The sequence below is a fragment of the Paenibacillus larvae subsp. larvae genome, assembly GCF_002003265.1.
In the GTDB taxonomy this organism is placed as follows: Bacteria; Bacillota; Bacilli; order Paenibacillales; family NBRC-103111; genus Paenibacillus_H; species Paenibacillus_H larvae.
This window is the reverse complement of sequence record NZ_CP019687.1, coordinates 2,744,563-2,761,838: the sequence shown is the minus strand read 5'-3', so window position 1 is coordinate 2,761,838 and position 17,276 is coordinate 2,744,563. Positions and strand designations below refer to the sequence as shown.

Annotated in this window: 20 protein-coding genes; 16 read left to right on the top strand and 4 right to left on the bottom strand. The window is 42.8% G+C overall.

The window, feature by feature from the left end; all coding sequences use genetic code 11:
• Positions 1 to 84 precede the first annotated feature (84 nt).
• The 3 genes from fabF to BXP28_RS14275 all read left to right on the top strand — a co-directional run bounded on the left by fabF (position 85) and on the right by BXP28_RS14275 (position 3,070).
• Positions 85 to 1,323, top strand: a complete 1,239-nt coding sequence (gene fabF / locus BXP28_RS14285; RefSeq protein WP_023483553.1) for a beta-ketoacyl-ACP synthase II — start codon at positions 85 to 87, stop codon at positions 1,321 to 1,323.
• Between the two features lie 482 nt (positions 1,324 to 1,805).
• Positions 1,806 to 2,375 carry a maltose acetyltransferase domain-containing protein gene (locus BXP28_RS14280; protein ID WP_023483552.1) on the top strand — a complete coding sequence of 190 codons (570 nt, stop codon included), beginning with the start codon at positions 1,806 to 1,808 and terminating at the stop codon, positions 2,373 to 2,375.
• 269 nt (positions 2,376 to 2,644) lie between these two features.
• Positions 2,645 to 3,070 (top strand): MarR family transcriptional regulator, encoded by a 426-nt coding sequence (locus BXP28_RS14275; protein ID WP_023483551.1) that lies wholly within the window; start codon positions 2,645 to 2,647, stop codon positions 3,068 to 3,070.
• 159 nt (positions 3,071 to 3,229) lie between these two features.
• On the opposite strand, the gene BXP28_RS14270 is transcribed toward BXP28_RS14275, so the two are convergent.
• Complete coding sequence (locus BXP28_RS14270; RefSeq protein WP_023483236.1) at positions 3,230 to 4,453, bottom strand: IS256 family transposase; 1,224 nt, start codon at positions 4,451 to 4,453, stop codon at positions 3,230 to 3,232.
• Positions 4,454 to 4,645: 192 nt separating this feature from the next.
• Between BXP28_RS14270 and BXP28_RS14265 the strand changes: the two genes are divergently transcribed.
• Positions 4,646 to 5,014 carry a GNAT family N-acetyltransferase gene (locus tag BXP28_RS14265; RefSeq protein ID WP_024093231.1) on the top strand — a complete coding sequence of 123 codons (369 nt, stop codon included), beginning with the start codon at positions 4,646 to 4,648 and terminating at the stop codon, positions 5,012 to 5,014.
• Positions 5,015 to 5,159: 145 nt separating this feature from the next.
• On the opposite strand, the gene yedF is transcribed toward BXP28_RS14265, so the two are convergent.
• Together yedF and yedE are read right to left on the bottom strand one after the other, a co-directional pair.
• Complete coding sequence (yedF, locus tag BXP28_RS14260; protein ID WP_036655359.1) at positions 5,160 to 5,387, bottom strand: sulfurtransferase-like selenium metabolism protein YedF; 228 nt, start codon at positions 5,385 to 5,387, stop codon at positions 5,160 to 5,162.
• Entirely contained in the window at positions 5,377 to 6,588 is a 1,212-nt protein-coding gene (gene yedE, locus BXP28_RS14255) for a selenium metabolism membrane protein YedE/FdhT (RefSeq protein WP_036655358.1), read from the bottom strand. Before yedE ends, yedF begins: the two co-directional genes overlap by 11 nt.
• 641 nt (positions 6,589 to 7,229) lie before the next feature.
• Between yedE and BXP28_RS14250 the strand changes: the two genes are divergently transcribed.
• Positions 7,230 to 7,823: a sigma-70 family RNA polymerase sigma factor gene (locus BXP28_RS14250; RefSeq protein WP_158673673.1), complete on the top strand. Its 594-nt coding sequence runs from the start codon at positions 7,230 to 7,232 to the stop codon at positions 7,821 to 7,823.
• Between the two features lie 65 nt (positions 7,824 to 7,888).
• A complete protein-coding gene (locus BXP28_RS14245; RefSeq protein WP_024093234.1) occupies positions 7,889 to 8,140 on the top strand; it encodes a helix-turn-helix domain-containing protein in 252 nt (83 codons plus the stop codon).
• A 208-nt stretch (positions 8,141 to 8,348) separates the two neighbouring features.
• On the opposite strand, the gene BXP28_RS14240 is transcribed toward BXP28_RS14245, so the two are convergent.
• On the bottom strand, positions 8,349 to 8,540 hold the full coding sequence (locus BXP28_RS14240; protein ID WP_036655354.1) for an FIMAH domain-containing protein: 192 nt from the start codon (positions 8,538 to 8,540) through the stop codon (positions 8,349 to 8,351).
• Between the two features lie 209 nt (positions 8,541 to 8,749).
• On the opposite strand from BXP28_RS14240, the gene BXP28_RS14235 reads away from it, so the two are divergent.
• The 10 genes from BXP28_RS14235 (at position 8,750) to BXP28_RS14185 (ending at position 17,232) form a co-directional block, all read left to right on the top strand.
• Entirely contained in the window at positions 8,750 to 9,163 is a 414-nt protein-coding gene (locus tag BXP28_RS14235) for a phage holin family protein (RefSeq protein ID WP_036655352.1), read from the top strand.
• Between the two features lie 356 nt (positions 9,164 to 9,519).
• The gene (locus tag BXP28_RS14230; protein ID WP_024093236.1) at positions 9,520 to 9,945 is read left to right on the top strand and encodes an SRPBCC family protein; all 426 of its coding nucleotides are present in this window, start codon (positions 9,520 to 9,522) and stop codon (positions 9,943 to 9,945) included.
• A gap of 1 nt (position 9,946) precedes the next feature.
• Positions 9,947 to 10,318 carry an ArsR/SmtB family transcription factor gene (locus BXP28_RS14225; RefSeq protein ID WP_024093237.1) on the top strand — a complete coding sequence of 124 codons (372 nt, stop codon included), beginning with the start codon at positions 9,947 to 9,949 and terminating at the stop codon, positions 10,316 to 10,318.
• 263 nt (positions 10,319 to 10,581) lie between these two features.
• On the top strand, positions 10,582 to 10,896 hold the full coding sequence (locus BXP28_RS14220; protein ID WP_104932611.1) for an MGMT family protein: 315 nt from the start codon (positions 10,582 to 10,584) through the stop codon (positions 10,894 to 10,896).
• Positions 10,897 to 11,852: 956 nt separating this feature from the next.
• A complete protein-coding gene (locus BXP28_RS14210; RefSeq protein WP_036655346.1) occupies positions 11,853 to 12,338 on the top strand; it encodes a hypothetical protein in 486 nt (161 codons plus the stop codon).
• Between the two features lie 410 nt (positions 12,339 to 12,748).
• Positions 12,749 to 13,231: a hypothetical protein gene (locus BXP28_RS14205; RefSeq protein WP_036655344.1), complete on the top strand. Its 483-nt coding sequence runs from the start codon at positions 12,749 to 12,751 to the stop codon at positions 13,229 to 13,231.
• Between the two features lie 523 nt (positions 13,232 to 13,754).
• Positions 13,755 to 14,054, top strand: coding sequence for a hypothetical protein (locus BXP28_RS14200; protein WP_024093243.1), 300 nt, complete (start codon positions 13,755 to 13,757; stop codon positions 14,052 to 14,054).
• An 84-nt stretch (positions 14,055 to 14,138) separates the two neighbouring features.
• The gene (locus BXP28_RS14195; RefSeq protein ID WP_036655340.1) at positions 14,139 to 15,179 is read left to right on the top strand and encodes an oxidoreductase; all 1,041 of its coding nucleotides are present in this window, start codon (positions 14,139 to 14,141) and stop codon (positions 15,177 to 15,179) included.
• 277 nt (positions 15,180 to 15,456) lie between these two features.
• Positions 15,457 to 16,518 carry a type I glyceraldehyde-3-phosphate dehydrogenase gene (gene gap, locus BXP28_RS14190; RefSeq protein WP_024093245.1) on the top strand — a complete coding sequence of 354 codons (1,062 nt, stop codon included), beginning with the start codon at positions 15,457 to 15,459 and terminating at the stop codon, positions 16,516 to 16,518.
• 123 nt (positions 16,519 to 16,641) lie between these two features.
• Positions 16,642 to 17,232, top strand: a complete 591-nt coding sequence (locus BXP28_RS14185) for a TetR/AcrR family transcriptional regulator (RefSeq protein ID WP_024093246.1) — start codon at positions 16,642 to 16,644, stop codon at positions 17,230 to 17,232.
• Positions 17,233 to 17,276 lie beyond the last annotated feature (44 nt).

The following is a 17,276-nucleotide window of genomic DNA, read 5'->3' as shown; positions in this document are numbered from 1 at the left end:
ACTAGTATAAACGATAACTTGTACTAGGATAACCACTGTGACATGATAGTTTCATGACAGATATTCCATAAGGAGGGAATACGGATGGAAAGAGTTGTGATAACGGGAATGGGGGTTGTTTCTCCCCTGGGAAATGATGCGGATACGTTCTGGAACGGACTGATTCAAAGAAAATCCGGGATCACTCTAATTGATACATTTGATCCTTCGGAATACAAAACGAAAATAGCCGGCCTTGTCCGGGATTTTGATCCGGATGCCCGGTTTGGACGCAAGGAGGCAAGACGAATGGACCGGTTCTGCCAGTTTGCTCTGGCAGCTGCCGAAGAGGCTATGGAGGATTCGGGTCTTATGCCCGGCCAGGCGGACCCGGAACGGATGGGCGTCTATGTAGGTTCAGGGATTGGAGGCATCCAAACTTTGCTTCAGCAGTATAATATGCTGCAAGAGCGGGGACCGGGACGTGTAAGTCCGACACTGGTCCCGATGATGATCTCCAACATGGCCGCAGCCATGATCAGTATCCGGTATGGAGCATTAGGCCCTGCCTTATCACCCGTTACCGCTTGCTCTATCGGCAATACGGCCATCGGGGAGGCTTTCCGACTGATCCGGTCCGGCGGAGCGGATGTCATGTTAGTAGGCGGCGCTGAAGCGGCCATTACCGGGATTTCCCTGGCCAGCTTCGGCAATGCCATCGCTCTATCCACCCGCAATGAAGATCCTGCCGGAGCCAGCCGGCCGTTCGATGCGGGACGAGACGGTTTTGTCATGGCTGAAGGGGCCGGTATACTGGTGCTCGAATCCCTTTCCCATGCTCTGAGGCGGAATGCCAGAATCTATACGGAGGTGATCGGCTATGGTGCCAGTTCCGACGCTTATCACATGGTAGCCACCCTGACGGAAGGTACAGGAGCATATCAAGCCATGAAATCGGCCCTTCGGGAAGCGGACATTTCCCCTGAAGATGTGGATGTCATAAGTGCCCATGCTACAAGCACGGAAATTGGGGACCGTTCGGAAACGGCCGCAATCAAAAAACTGTTCGGAGAACAGGCCAGCCGCATTCCCGTTACCGCGAATAAATCCATGACCGGCCATATGTTGGGAGCTGCGGGAGGAGTGGAAGCTATCGCTTTGGCCAGAAGCCTGAAGGAAGGAATCATTCCCCCGACAATAAACCAGGAACAGGCGGACCCGGCTTGTGACCTGGACTATGTCGCGAATGAAGCACGCAAGGCCAAGCTAAAAATCGGCATATCCAATTCGTTCGGTTTTGGCGGACATAATGCCGTCATTGTTTTAAAAGCTTTTGGTGATTGAACAGCTTGAATGGAGAAACATTTTATTTTACTTTGGGCAAGAGAGGAATACTCTCTTGTTTTTTGTTGTTGCCCCAAAGCGGGCCTCTTGGAAAACTTTCTGCCAGTACATGTGGATATCGACACCGACGAAGAAAAACCTGGAGCATTCGGCATACTATTCAACTATGTGTAGGCATACTGCTATTGAGACGAAAAAAGGGTTGTCCCTAAAAGGGGAGAGGATAGACCAGTTTCCAATAAATAAGGGAGGTCGTTTGTCAGTTGTAAGGTTGAAATCTATGTTCCGTGTTCGGGTCTTAGCTCCAATATCCCTTTGAGTCAGGATTGGTTTTAATTGCGGGAAATGTTAATGTTTGAAGAGACCGGTTTCCTGTTTCTGAGTCAAGGGGAGAGTGACGCAAAGGATTCGTAAGAGGCATATAGGGACTCAAGATTTATAGATAGAATTGATTTGATGATACCAGAAGGGAGAGGACAATCATGAGAACAGAGAAGGATAAAATGTTAAATGGCGAACTTTACTTTGCCTCGGATCCTGAACTTGCCGAAGAAAGAAAGCGTGCAAGGAAGTTAATAAGGCTGTTTAATCAATCCGTGGAAACGGATGAGGAGATCCGTACTGCTCTACTCCGGGAATTATTCGGCTCGGTAGGCAAAAGAATAAACATAGAACCGTCGTTCCGCTGTGATTACGGATATAACATTCATGTAGGAGACGACTTTTATGAGAATTTTGATTGTGTCATCCTGGATGTCTGCAAAGTAAGCATTGGAAATCATTGTTTTATGGCGCCGGGTGTACATATCTATACGGCTACACATCCTCTGGAGGCAGAGGTACGAAACACCGGGGCCGAGTCCGGAAAGCCCGTAACAATCGGGAATAGTGTATGGATTGGCGGCCGAGCCGTCATTAATCCGGGAGTTACCATAGGCGATAATGTAGTTGTGGCTTCCGGAGCTGTTGTAACCAAAGACGTACCCGATAATGTGGTGGTAGGAGCAAATCCGGCACGTATTCTTAAATCGCTGGAGAGAAATCCATCATAATTAACCTTCAAAAAGCCCAGAACCTTCGGAGTCACCGGATTATTTGACTTAAAAAGACTGCAATCCTTTAGTATTTAAGGAAAGCAGTCTTTTAGGTTTAGAATTGTTATGAAGTAGTGAAGATATTTAGTCTTAAGATCCATGTTTGATAAAGGTAATAAATTACCAGAACAAACATTTGACAAGAAAGATTAGTTAATCTAAAATAAACTTAAAATATTTTAATTAAATTTTTATAAGTTATTTTATGAAGCAAAGGAGAAATAAATATGTTGAATGATCTTTTTGAAGATTTCTATATGAAACTTACGATGAGTTTTTATAAAAATGCATCTCAAAACCAAACTGTAGACATTGAAAATATAAGTGCCGTAGAAATGTCATGTCTCGAAGTTGTTTATTTTCTAAAAAATCCTACCTATAGCGAACTCGCAGAGTTTCTTAATATATCACAGCCGAACGCAACTTATAGAATTAACAAGTTGATTAAAAAAGGATACCTTGAAAAATTCAATGACAAAAAGGATAAACGTGTATATTACCTTCAAGTAACAGATAAATTTATGAAGTATTACTGTCTTAATGATAATTATATTAATAATGTAATAGCAAACTTGAAGAAAAGATGTACTGCTGATGAATTACAGCAATTTGAAAAGATGTTGAAAATACTAACCAAAGAAGTTATGGAGTGATAATAGATGGAATTGAAATTTAAAAAATATGATAAAAAATATTTAGAAAGTTGTGCAGCTCTTATACGTAGTACTTGGGAATTTGAGAAGGAGTTTATTCAGCCCAAAAAGCCTGGATCAAGTCCAAATTTGTGTGTAAATTCCCTCAGCTAGACTGTGCTACATAATGCGAGTCACTTTGGCATCGGACTTTGGCCGATCCTTCCGCCATTCCATGTACTCGGTCATGTCGAGATATTTCTTGCCGGCTGCCCATTTTTCATCCTGTTCCATCAATAGAGCACCAATAAGACGAATCACGGATTCACGGTTTGGGAAGATGCGAATGACACGTTCCCGGCGTCTAACCTCTTCGTTGAGACGCTCAACGCTATTTGTCGTGCGCAGCCGTTTTCGGTAACGCTCTGGCAGCATTAAGACGGCGGTAGCATCGTCAAATCCGCTTTCCAGCACGCCCATCGCCTTACCCGCCTTATCTTCATAAGCCGCTAAGGTCTGTTTTAATAAAAACCTTGCCGTTCCAGTATCAGGAGCATCTAGAATCGACCGTAGACGGCCATGGATCTCATCCTTCAAGGCTTTGGGTGAGGCTTCTAATACATTTCGCGTGAAGTGAGTCTGGCATCGCTGCCATGTTACCCCTTGCAGCTGCTGCCGTACCGCGCGTACAAGGCCGCCATGATCGTCGGAGGTAATGAGATCCACACCTCGTAATCCACGTCCTTTTAGAGAGCTGAAAAACTCACTCCAGCTTGCTTCAGATTCTGTGTCACCCAGCATCAGGCCAAGGACTTCACGATAGCCCTCGGTGTTTACACCAATGGCAATCATGATGCCTCGTGAGCGTACACGACCGTCTTCACGGACCTTGAGATACATCGCATCTACGAGAACAAACGGAAAGAGGCTGTCTGCCAGGCTTCGATTATTCCAAGCAGTTACGATGGGATCCAGCCGCTTACAAAGGTCTGAAACAGTGGATTTAGAAAACTCGGTTCCGCAGAGTTCTTCGGTTACTTGCGAGACTTTACGCGTAGAGACGCCGTTTACGACCATTTCCATCATCGCTAAGATTAACGCTTGTTCACTTCTCTGGTAACGACTAAAGAGCTCTGTCGTGAACTTCCCGCCACGGATGCGCGGAACACTTAGTGTAATGGTTCCCACCCGCGTATGCAGCCCATGTGGATACGATCCATTCCGGTACGCTTTTCGATTCTCTGTTCGTTCATAACGATCTGCTTCCACTTGTTCACTCACCTGTGCTTGTAAGACTTGGTTCAGTACAGACTCGAGCAGCTTGGCTACACCCGCATCCTGAGAATTTCCCAAAAATAGTTGATGCAAAAGCTGCGAATCTACGTTAATCTGGTATTGAGCCATTTCATAACACCTCGTATATTTAGAATTTTGTGTCCCAACATTATTCTAACTGAGGGCTATGAATATGGCTCCTTTCATTTTTTGGAACCTAGCTTTTTACACAATTATACGGACTCAACTAAAGCCTGAGCTTATTTATCAATATTATGTATTGTCTTGTGTAAACTCCATGGAATTAAAACTGACCTGAGAATGCTATTTTATTTATTGCGTGGGGATTTTGGAGACCGTAAAACAGCCTTGAGAATTAGAAATGAACATATTGAGGTAGATAAATTAGGAGAAACGACTGATAGGCCATTTGATAGTGAAGTCAATTTATTTATTATAAGTCCAGAACTTCGTGGTATGGGGTATGGAAAAAAATTGATGGACCGATATATAGAATTCTGTAAAGAAAATGAACTTCATAGTACATTTTTATGGACAGATATCGGATGTTCTTATAACTTTTATGAAAAATACGGTTTCAAACTATATAAACAATTTTTCCATGATTGTTTAACCGAAAGTAATAAAAAACAACCTAATGGAATGATCTATTATTTAGAGATTGAATAGAATAATAGGCAATTTTACTACTACTTTGGTCTTGACCACCGGTATGTGTCCTGGCGTTTTCAATTTTCACACGTAAATCAAACCCTCAAGTTACACAAAAAAAGGATTAGGGCAGCGAGTTTTTCGCGCCTAATCCTTTTGTTCATCAAGCGATGATATAAAAGAAAAGTTCCTGTCCCTTTTTGACGGGTTCTTGAGCGAGGGTATATCCGTGTTTGACTACTTCTTCCGGCACGTTTCGGAAGGCTGCCGGGCAGTCGGCGATGATTTGAAGCAGTTCGCCCTTTTTCATATCGCGTAATGTTTCCAATGTATAGATTACCGGATACGGACAAGATTCCCCTCTTAGATCTAATGTGTAATCAATTGACATGGTTATAGTCTCCTTTCTTGAACCCAACCCCGAAGCGGTAATTTTTTTGCCAGTAGACGGCGATAGCGAATCCGATACCCAGAAGAACAAGCGTGGCCAGGAGGGCGCCGGCAGGTCCCATGAGTGTGATCAGATTTAATTTAGCCCCGCCGCTTTTCACAAGCAGGTTATAGACACCCAGATGATCCCAGGCATAAGCCAGGCCAGTGGCACCGATGATGTTGCCGATAAATACAGGCAAAAAGACAATCTGCCCCTCCATCAACCGGTACATCATACCGGTCTCACAGCCGCCGGCCAGTACGATCCCGATTCCAAAAAGCACACCGCCAATGAAAGTGCTTGGAGCGGCAACTTTAGTGATCGGTTCCAGGCCGTACATCAAGATGATAACCAGTGTTGCCACTGAACTGATGGCCATACCGGCGGTGATTGCTTTCGTCATGGTAGCCCGGCCGCTGATCCATAGATCGCGGAAAGCAGATGTAAAACAAATTTGCCCCCGCTCAATCAAAATACCAAAGGCGGTTCCAAATACGGCAGCTACCCCCAACATCTTTTGTCCGGAGATGAAGAAGTAAACGATCAGACCTGTATATAATAAAGCGATGATCCCCCCTACGTAGGGTTGGATCTTTCTCGTCTTGGCATCCGGGGTTGCTGTATTTCCTTTTTGCAAGGCGGGCTTACCCTTCCACCATTTTGTATTTACCATTTTAGTGCCCAGATAAGTCCCGATTGCGGTAGCGATAATAAATATCCAGGAATGCAGGGAAAACTGGGGAACTCCTGTGAAGAAGGCGGCCAGGTTGCAACCTAAAGCCAAACGGGCGCCGATGCCTGCGATGATCCCGCCGATAAGGCCTTGCAATAAGCGGCGTTTTTGCTTGGGAATTCTGATTTTAAAGTTATTGCTGAACAACACCATGATCAAGGCACCGATAAACATTCCCCATACAATCCAGCCGTTCGTTCTGCCGAATGTAGTTCCATTCATATGGATCAGATTAAAATAACCCCAACCGGAAATGTCTACTCCAAACATCTGTAAAATATGACCCCCGAGACGGGTGAACTCCCCGGTTACTGCCCATACGGTTCCTGTTATTCCGAAGTATAAGGCACTTAGGATGCCTGCGATACCCATCGCGGTATAAGGGCTCCAATCATTGTTGAACATACTGCCAAACGTGTGTTTCATCTTTTCTTACCCCTTCAATCTATCAAATGCAATCTTGTTTGTATGAAGCTATTCTCACTTTATGTATCTCTGAAGTAAAATAACCCATCCTTTCATTTTACTATATTAGCACTGTATGTGGGGGATATGGCAATAAAAAAACAGGTAACAATGTTTGATGACCCTTATAATTTAGCGCCGTAAAACCCCTTGCTTCAGCTATGGGGATGTAAGGGGAAAACGGGAGACAGGGTCATCTTAGACGGTGGCCATGGGATTGTACAAATATGCGGACACGGTGAATAATCGTTATAAGGTATATATGTAAAGCAGGCTCTACCAGATAAACTGGTGAGCCCTGCTTATTTTACTTCGTATAATAAACGTAATATTCTACTGCTCCGCGCTGCTTGATCACATCTGCAAGCGTAATTGTTACTGGAACTGCCAGGATCGTTAACGAGAATCATTTTCTGTTTCTATTCTTTAAAGTGGTCTTTTTTGATAGAAATACAACCTTAAGAGAAAAAAATAATCAACTTAAATAAGAAAGTGAAGTTTTTTGAATGTTCTGTAAAAAAATAATTAAGGTGGTTGTAAATTTGGTTGTTTCTTCCACTATAGAAGATAAAAGATACAATAAAAGGGAGGTGAGTATTTTTATGTATAAGAAAGAAGGGGATAGAAGTTATAAGAAAGAACCTGAGCTCAAGGAATATTATGTTCATCCTATTCTTCGGACTTTTTTAGAAAATAGCGGTAACTATCAATTGTTAACTGACGCATTGAAGAAACCGTCTTTGCAAACCAAAGAACTTGTCGATCAGGCTTTTAAAGAGTTTTATTCGGAGATGCGTCTGGTAAAGTATATTTCTTCCTTAATCCATTACAGTTCCATTGACTTTGATAGGAAACAGCGGAAAATTCGCAGTAAGGCTCAGCTGATTCTCGACCAGCCTCTATCAGAGGATAAAGAGAATACGGCAATCAAAGACCTGATACCCGCTGCGAACTCCGAACCTTCGTCATTGCTAGAGGAGGATTGCAATACTCTCGAAGATTTGGCTACAACATCAGCCTTATATAACTCAATCCGATCTCTAACGGAAAAGGAAAGATCCGTATTAACATGGCATTTTATACACGGGCTGACGGATACGGAAATTGCCAGGAAAACCGGCGTATCACAACAAGCCGTTACCAAAACGAAAAGGAATGCATTAAAAAAGTTGAAGCGGCAGCTTCAAGCCATGTAACAAACTCTTGCCAAAGGACTGGTCAGGTGTTTTTGCTATCTAATTTCATTTGAGGGGGTACGAAAATGGAGACATTCATTACCCTTGTTAAGGAAGCAAAACAAAATAACCGGCATGCTATGCAGTTAATTATCAACCGATTTAAGCCTAAGCTGGACAGTTCACTGACTCAAACATCATCACAGGAACGGGAAGATTTGAAGCAAGAGGTAAGTTTACGAATTATTGAAGCCATATACCGCTATGATTTAAACTCCACACCTGGATTTTGGGAATTTTATGAGAGTGTTCAGAGCAAAGTTAACAAGGAAAAATGAGGTGTACAATGAAATCGGATTTGACGAGTAGGAGCTTTACATGTAACATATCCATATAAAAAATTCACCTGAGCAGTTGCCTTAGGTGAATTTTTTTAAATGCAGAAGGAAGGATTACTGCCTTTTGAGGATAACAAGCGCAAACCTTCATTCCTATCTCCACTGTCTAATCAAGTACTCCGCTTTAATCTTAACAAGCTGATAGGCCTTATCCGATACAGTTTGTTTTTTTATGATTCTCTAGCAAATTTACAAAACCATTTAAATACCGGACGGCATTTTTCCAATTTTCCCGTCCCTCCAAACGGCTGACCAGATTCAAATGGGCCTGGAAGGAACCTCTTCTGCCCCTTTTACTTTTCTCTATAAGTATCCGTTCTGCACGTACTCTTTCTTTCATTGGGCATCAACTTCTCAATGGTTTTCGGATATTCACCTCCTTATTACTATTAACAACATCTTCTGCACACAACTGTATCGCTTGATCAAGAGAATGATGTAAAGGCTAGAGGGGAACAACTTGCAATACATATCTTCAAAAAAGACTTTTATTAACAGTTGTGATTTATGAATCCAATCCCACTTTATATAAAAATGGTGATAGGGTGGATGAGCAAAATGGAATACTATCTGAAAAATCTCTTTGCCGTAATATGCGGAAGTCTGTCGGGACTTTATGGAAATTGGAACATTCTCTTTCAGGTTTTATTGATCTTTGTCATTGTTGATTATATAACGGGTATACTGGCCTCCGGCATTCAAGGAAAGCTAAGAAGCAGTATCGGTTTTAAGGGGATTAGCAAGAAGATATTCATGTTTTTGCTTATTGCCGTTTCTCATCAAACCGATAAGGTCTTGGGTTATGTCCATTATTTTCAACATACCGTAACTTTCTTTTATATGGCTAACGAACTGCTAAGTATTATTGAAAATGGAGTGATACTGGGAGTTCCCATTCCCGGGGTTATAAAGCAGGCAATCTTCAAATTGAAGGAAAAAGGGGGGTGGGGACAAACGGACTAGGATTGATTTTTGCTGAAAACGGTGTGAGTGGAAACCGGATGTATGGAGGCCAAATGCATGGAAGGGTTGCCTTAAGGCCGGTTGTTCTTAAATGTTGGGGTATGGAAGGTTCATCAGCCGGCCTAAATTCTCCGAAGTAGTCCATACTCTATTGACATGAAACCTGACTGGTTCTGTATCGATGCAGGATGTGTAATTTTGGTAATCCTTTATTGACATGAAACCATAAGGTGTCATATAATTCGATGTGAAACCAAAAGGTTTCGCAAAGGTTGATCAGTGTATTTTCGTTATCAGAATAAAGGAAAAAGCACAACATAGAAACAGGACGATTCCAAAAAAATGGAGGCAACAAGATGGAAAACAACTCAAATAACACATTACCGGATATTCGGAAGACGTTGGTATTGAATGCATCGATACAGAAAGTATGGGATGCCGTCGCAACTGCGGAAGGAATTGCCGCATGGTTTATGCCGAATGATTTTCAGCCTGTTGAAGGCCATGAATTTCATTTGAACGCAGGCCCGTACGGCATGTCGCCGTGCAAAGTGACGGTTATTGACCCGCCTAACAAACTATCTTTTAACTGGGGCAAGGATTGGACCCTTACGTTCGAATTGGTTGATCAGGACGGCAAGACGGAGTTTACACTCATCCATGGCGGTTGGGATGCCGATAAAGTTACGGAATTCGGGCAGTCCCATACCATTATCTGCGGGAATATGGCAGAAGGATGGGAAGGACTCAAGCACAAGCTCGCTGCCTATGTCGAGGCTTAACATGGCAGCTACGCCAAAGCACGATGTATTCCAGGCTATTGCCGACCCTACGCGACGTCAGCTGCTGAAGCTGCTTGGTGAACAGGAAATGTCTGTCACCGTCATCAGCAGACACTTTCCGATGAGCCGCACCGCCGTGTCCAAACATTTGCGCGTTCTGGCAGATGCCGGACTTGTCAAGGACCGGAAAGTCGGCAGGGAAACACGGTACCGCCTTGAGCCGGAACCACTGCTTGAATTGAAGAGGTGGCTCTCATATTATGAACAATATTGGGATAATAAACTGTCCGTCCTCAAACATCTGGTAGAATCGGATGAGCCGAGCAGCGAGGCTTCGCTCCCCCGGTTTGAAGTCATCGAAAGGAAGGAATAAAAGAGGCCGAGATTTCGGCCTCTTTTGAGCTTGTCGAGAAACCCACTTCACGCAGAAATTGTCTGCATAGGCCGGTAAAGAGTAGATCTCTCCGCTGTTGGAACCCGTGAAAGGAATTGAATTAACGGTATTTTCACGGGTTCTTTCATCCCAACGGGATAGTAAAAGTCGGTTCTCCTTGTCAGATGATGGTATGATATCTATAAGAGTTGGCGATTCACAACCAATTTTTTTGGATGCAAAAGGAAGGAATAGAGGTTATGTTGCAGCTATTTACAGCAAAAGTCATTGATATCATTAAGTTAATACCAGAGGGAAAAGTCATGACGTATGGGCAAATTGCAGCTTTGGCCGGAAGCCCCCGAGGAGCCAGGCAAGTAGTAAGAATTCTGCATTCGATGAGCAGTAAGTACCAGCTTCCCTGGCACAGAGTTATCAATTCATTAGGTGAGATATCCATCAAAGATGATGAATTGAGCGCTTTGCAGAAAGCTTTTCTTGAAGGGGAAGGGATAGAAGTAAAAGAAGATAACCGTATAGATTTAGAAACCTACCAGTTTCATCCGGAGCGGATTTAGTATCATTTTTGAAGAAGGTATCTCACGGGCATTCAATATCTTAATAAAGGTACAGGTAATTATTGGAATACCCCCTTAGAATATTGATATAACAAAAATGACCAACCAGTCGGTCAATATGATGAAAGGGACTTTATGCTCGAGGGCGATATGGAGATGATTCAATTAACCTATGATGTAGGGCTCGGAGGAAAGAATTCCAATAAAAGTTCTGTATACTTTGGATCTTCCACTAAGGAGTTAATAGCCTTCGTAATGCATTCTGTCTTTCTAAGATCGGGCGGCGAATTAAATAAGATTCCATCCTGGTTTTGGAAATACGTCGTGGTAAAAACTCTCTGCAAGGTAGTTATCATAATAGTATCCTTCTGGTAAACCAAGCACCTTTGTTAATGCATCCAGTTGTTTGACAGTAGTAGGTCGAAAAGCTTTGCTTCGTAGGCATGCACACTAAGATTACCGATAGATGGACCGCCGAATTCTGCAAGTCTTGATAGCGTACAACCCGTTTCGGCTATGTTTTTTTCAAGTTCATAACGTAACGCCATCCTGGTATCCATTGTTTTTCTCACCTCATGAGTTTGATTGTACCATAATTTTTTTCACGACTATTTGACAAGAAGAGCCCTGGGATAACAAATCATGTTTCCGTCCTTCCTTTTATTAGGACTACTTATATACCTGGGAAAACTATGGTAGAGTAGTTTTTTATAAGGATACTTTTTTAATCCGAGATATTAAAAAAATCTGCCATTAAGGAATTGAAACATCGCATGATCAACATCATGGTTAATGCCGCTGCAAAAGTTTCTGGCGTACCTACAAGAAATTTGAACCAGAAAATGGTTAAAAGAATATACTTTTACCTTGGATGAAATAAGATCTCCTTGATATTATATACATTTATTGTATTTTGTTATAAAATGTAATAAATTGAAAAAAAGGAGATAAGAAAAATGTCCGTTGATATACCATTGTCCCTAATTAGCAAGCGAAGAATACAGCAGCTGCATGAGGATGATTTTAAACTTAGAAGAGAAATTGAGTTTCACGAAGAGAGAATTGAAGAACATCAGAACATAATTAAAAAGATCAGAGAGAATCTGGAATATAACCGGATCGAAAGAGAATTTTATAAGGAATTGTCCGGCCGGGATAACGAAAAACACCCCAAAGTTTCGGCCCCGCATAACAATATAGGTGATGGTCAGAAAAGGAAGAGACGAAAAAGAAAATTGTCTGAAAAGAAGCTTGCCTTAAAGAAAGCCCTCACAAGCATTTTTGCCGAGAAAGAATGTTTGAATATAAGAGAAATTATGGAGAAATTAAAGCCGCACGGAATAGAATGGGCAACTTACCAGCTTGCTTTTCAAGAATTAACTCAAAGCGGCTTTCTTATCCGGCAAGAACGGGGTATGTATAAATTTAACGAAGAACAATAAAAATCTCACGGGAACCTGTTTCACGTGATCCCCCAAAGTTAGATCAGGGAACTGATGAAACTTTCTCCAATCAATCACCTCACCTTTTATGAAATTTCCTCCCTATTTGCACTACTTAAACCTCTGTTTATTGTAGTGTTAATAGGCACCTCTCATCCTTTATCACTTTACCATGATAAAATAAATTATCTACCAGTAACTAAAACGATTTAAGTAATAAATACCCCGAATCTCTTTTGGGGCAGCTTACTATGTACTTTAAATGTTGTTACCTGATTTTTAACCGAAATTTACCAATGGTCATTTTAGGTCAAAAAAATATACAATGTTTCGTATACTATTGTATATACATTTATAAACATTTTGTTATAAAATGTAGTAAAACAACAAAAAATAAGGAGGTATCAAGAATGTCTGTTGAAATACCTATATCCCTAATTAGTATTCGGAGAATACAGCAGCTGAATGAGGAAGATTTTGAGCTTAGGAGAGAAATTGAATTTCACGAAGAAAAGATTGAAGAGCACCAGAATAAACTTAAAAAGATTAGAGAGAACCTGGAATATAACCGGGTAGAGAGAGAACTCCATAAGAAATTGGCTAATCGTGAAAGTGATGAGCTTCCCCGGGCCTTCGTTCCGTATAGGGAAACCAATCAAAGAAGTGAAAGACCTAAGCAAAACAGGAATTTATCGGAAAAGAAGTTAGCCCTAAAAAAGGCGCTTGAAAGCGTTTTTACAGGGGATGAATGCTTGAATATCAGAGAAATCATGGAGAAACTGAAATCTCACGGAATAGAGTGGAGAACTTATCCGCTCGCCTTTCAGGAATTAACCAAAAGCGGTTTTCTGATAAGACAGGATCGAGGCATGTATGGGCTAAACAGGGAATAATGGATAGCCAAAATTGATCAGCATACCGACTTTGTCGCCGATTCTTAATCGAGTATAAAACCAGGGGGTCGGCGGCAACAGGAATCTGTGAAGTGAAATTTTTTTGGTAGATATAGTTACCTTATGAGGAATTGAAAGTCTGAACGAAACGTTTCCACGTTTGCCCTGAAGGCCCTCATTTCTTCAATCCATACTATGATATTGGTATCTTGTTTGCATATCCCCGTTATAATTGCTTTCCAACCCCATTTTCGTCCGCCAATTTTTAAACAGGAAAGGAAAAGTAAAACCGACATGGTTAAGAAAGTCGTTCATGGGAAAATCCCGTAGCAGCGAATTGTCGTCGACCCCCAATAGCGTAAAAAACCGGGGGATCGACGACAATCTTTTTTGTAACAAAGCCTATAATATCAAGGGCAAATAGGGTACAGTGATTTTAGAAGGTATATTTCTTTGGTTACATCTTTATAAGAAATGCTGTTATTGAAGCTTTTTTACGGGTTTCTAACGTACCTATAAGGAATTGAAACTACTCATACCGTACGATGTCGCCGGGCTTGTAGGCGGTTATTTGATTTTGTCCGGTTTTTTATGGAAAAGAAATATCTGGCAGTTTATCGCCTTGCTTTATGTAGTATCTGCAGGGGTTTTGTTTGCCCTGGATCACTTACAGGGAGGAGGTTCCCGGTTTTTCCCTATCGCTTTGCCCATCGCTACCCTGGCTATTCTGCCGCTTGCGTTGTTGATGTGCGGGGGAGAACTGGCGGTTCCAAAGCCGCTGAAAGACAGACGGTCGGGCAAATTCCGTAAAGCCTTTGGGTAAAGAACTCATTTATGGCTGGTGGTTTTTTGCGGCCTTGGGTAAAATGGGTATCATAACATGTTTATCACCCAAGGAGGGATATATATGACGATTCAAGTAGGCATTATCGGATATGGTTTGTCCGGCTCAGTATTTCATGCCCCGTTTATACATAGTATGGAAGGATTTGATCTGAAAGCGGTGGTCTCTTCCAAACCTGAGAAGGTTCACAAGGATTTCCCTGAAGTCGAGGTTGTACCCGGGTTAGAAGATCTGATTCAGAAGGAGGAAATCCGCCTGATTATTGTGACCACCCCTACGTACACCCACTATGACTATGTGAAACAAGCATTGAAAGCTGGAAAACATGTGGTAGTAGAGAAGCCGTTTACAGTGACATCATCCGAGGCGGAAGAACTTATCCAACTGGCCAAAGCGCAAAGAGTAGTGCTAACGGTGTACCAGAACCGGCGCTGGGATGGAGATTTTCTGACGGTAAAACGTCTCGTTGAATCTGGGGAGTTGGGCAAGATCGCCCTGTTTGAATCCCGGTTTGACCGTTTCCGCCCGCAGGTACAAAATCGCTGGAAGGAGCAGGATGTAGGAGGCTCCGGGATTTTGTATGATCTGGGTGCGCATCTGGTGGACCAGGCTGTGCAGTTGTTCGGAATGCCGGAGGCAGTGTTTGCCGACTTGGCCAGACAGCGTAAGGGAGCTGAGGCTACGGATTATTTTCAGATCACGCTGTTTTACGGGACCATGCGGGTAATGTTGAGTGCCGGTTCGCTGGTACGCCAGCCTGGACCGCGTTTTGAGATACACGGTGACCGGGGAAGCTATACCAAATATGGCCTGGATCCCCAGGAAGGAGCTTTGCGCGAAGGCATGCAGCCTGGACAAAAGGGTTGGGGAGAAGAACCCCAAACGGATTACGGGACACTTGTATACGAAGTGAACGGTCTACCTGCCGAAAGCCGGATACAGACGAAAAGAGGCCGATATGAGGCCTTTTATGAAAATCTTCGTTCTGCCATTGAGCAGGGCGTAAAACCGCCTGTAGACCCCTCCGACTCCAAACGTGTTATCCGGCTGATTGAATGCGCAATGCTCAGCAGTCAGGAACAAAAAGTGTTTCGGATAAACTAAAGTCTCCGATGCTGTCGGGAGGAAACACAAACATATCCTGTTGGTAATAGCCATACAGTGACGGATAATATAAAAAAAAGACGAAGCCAGAACATCTGAGCTTCGTCTTTTTTAACTCGTTTAACAGATTTCGTATGGCCTTAGGCGGTTAATAATCCAACAAATGAAAGATTAAACGGATTTATATTGTGCATGATCTTTTTATATGGTATGTATTATATAGAGATTAATATGTATTAAACATGGGTTAATTCATTAACGGGAGGTCATACATGCGATGAAAGTGGGAATCAGTGGTTTAGGACGGATAGGTAGATTAGTCCTCAGGTCTATTTTTGGAGAAGAACAGCCTAAAGTTAATGTGGCTGCCATCAACTGTTCACATCCGGCCTCCACTATTGCACATTTGTTGAAATATGACAGTGTACATGGGATTTGGAATGCTGATATTTCTTATACAGAGGACGAGATAGCCATAAACGGACATCCGGTTAAAATCGTCAGGGAACGGAAACCGGAGGAGCTTCCCTGGGATGAGCTCGGAGTAGGGTTTGTCATTGATGCAACAGGAAAATTCAATAACCGGGAGGGAGCTGTCCGGCATTTGGCCGCAGGAGCCCGTAAGGTGCTTATTACAGCCCCCGGAAAGCAGATGGACGCCACCATCGTTATGGGGGTCAATGAAAACTCGTACTGCTCGGAGAATCATCACTTGTTATCTGCTGCCTCTTGTACGACCAATTGTGTGGCACCTGTTCTTAAAATCATGGATGATGCTTTCGCGGTAAAAAGCGGATGGATTACTACAGTACATGCGTTTACGAATGACCAGAACCATCTGGATAACCCCCATAAAGATTTACGGAGAGCAAGAGGCTGTACCCAATCGGTAATTCCTACTACAACAGGTGTAGGCAAAGCACTCCTGGAAATTCTCCCTCATCTGGCCCCTCACGTGCACGGAATTTCTCTAAGGGTTCCCACGCCGGACGTTTCTCTGGCCGACCTGACACTGGAATTGGAACGTGAAGTTACCGTTGAAGAGGTACGGGATGTGCTGAAGGGAGCCGCACAAGGAAGTTATGCCGCAATATTCGGATATACGGAGGAACCGCTCGTATCATCTGATTTTATCGGGAACGACAAATCTGCTGTTGTAGATGGTTTATCCCTAATGGCCACAGGCAGGCAGCTTAAAGTACTTGCCTGGTATGATAATGAGTGGGCGTATGCCTGCCGGGTAGTAGATTTGTGCCATTATATTGTTCAGCAGGGTCAGCTTGCTCTTCATATGAAGAGAACTGAGCTTATGGTACCCCAAGTAGCGTCCGGCATTTAACTTTGTTCCGGTTTAATATCCCTATAGAAGATAAGCCCGGGTTTTCCCTATGGAAATCCCGGGTTTTATTTGGTATACTATAAATAGACCGTTCGGTCAGTAAAAGACAAAGGGGGAACAAATATGAAAAAACGCAAAAGAGAAGGAGAGCAGACCAAACAGCGGATTGCAGACAAGGCGAAGGAATTGTTCTCCCAGAAAGGGTATGCTGCAACTTCAATGGAGGAAATAACAGAAGCCGCGCAAACGAGCAAGGGAAACATTTATTATCATTTTAAGAGTAAGGAAAATTTATTCCTGTACCTTTTAGAGCAATCTATGATGGATTGGATTGAGAAGTGGAATATGAAATCCACTGCCTATTCTTCAGCCAAAGAAAAGCTGTATGGTATTGCCGAACATACCGCATTGGACTTTGCCGGCCCCTTAATCAAAGCGCTGGAAGAATTTGCAGGAAGCCAGCTTGCCGATAAGCTATTGCTTGAAAAGGCCAATGAAATTGGCATGCTTCCGCTGCATTCATTCCGCAGCGTCATTGAGGAAGGGATGGCATCCGGGGAGTTCAAGCAGGGAAATGTGGATGAGATGACTCTTATTCTTACCGGCTTTATGGCTGGAGTGGGGAGTTATTATCATGATTTAACCCAGGAAGAACTATTGGCGCTTTATAAGAAAAGTGTCGATATTATGCTTTATGGGATGGCAGCTTCTTAGAATTAGCTGCTTTTCTTTATCCCCTAACTGACCGTACGACCAGT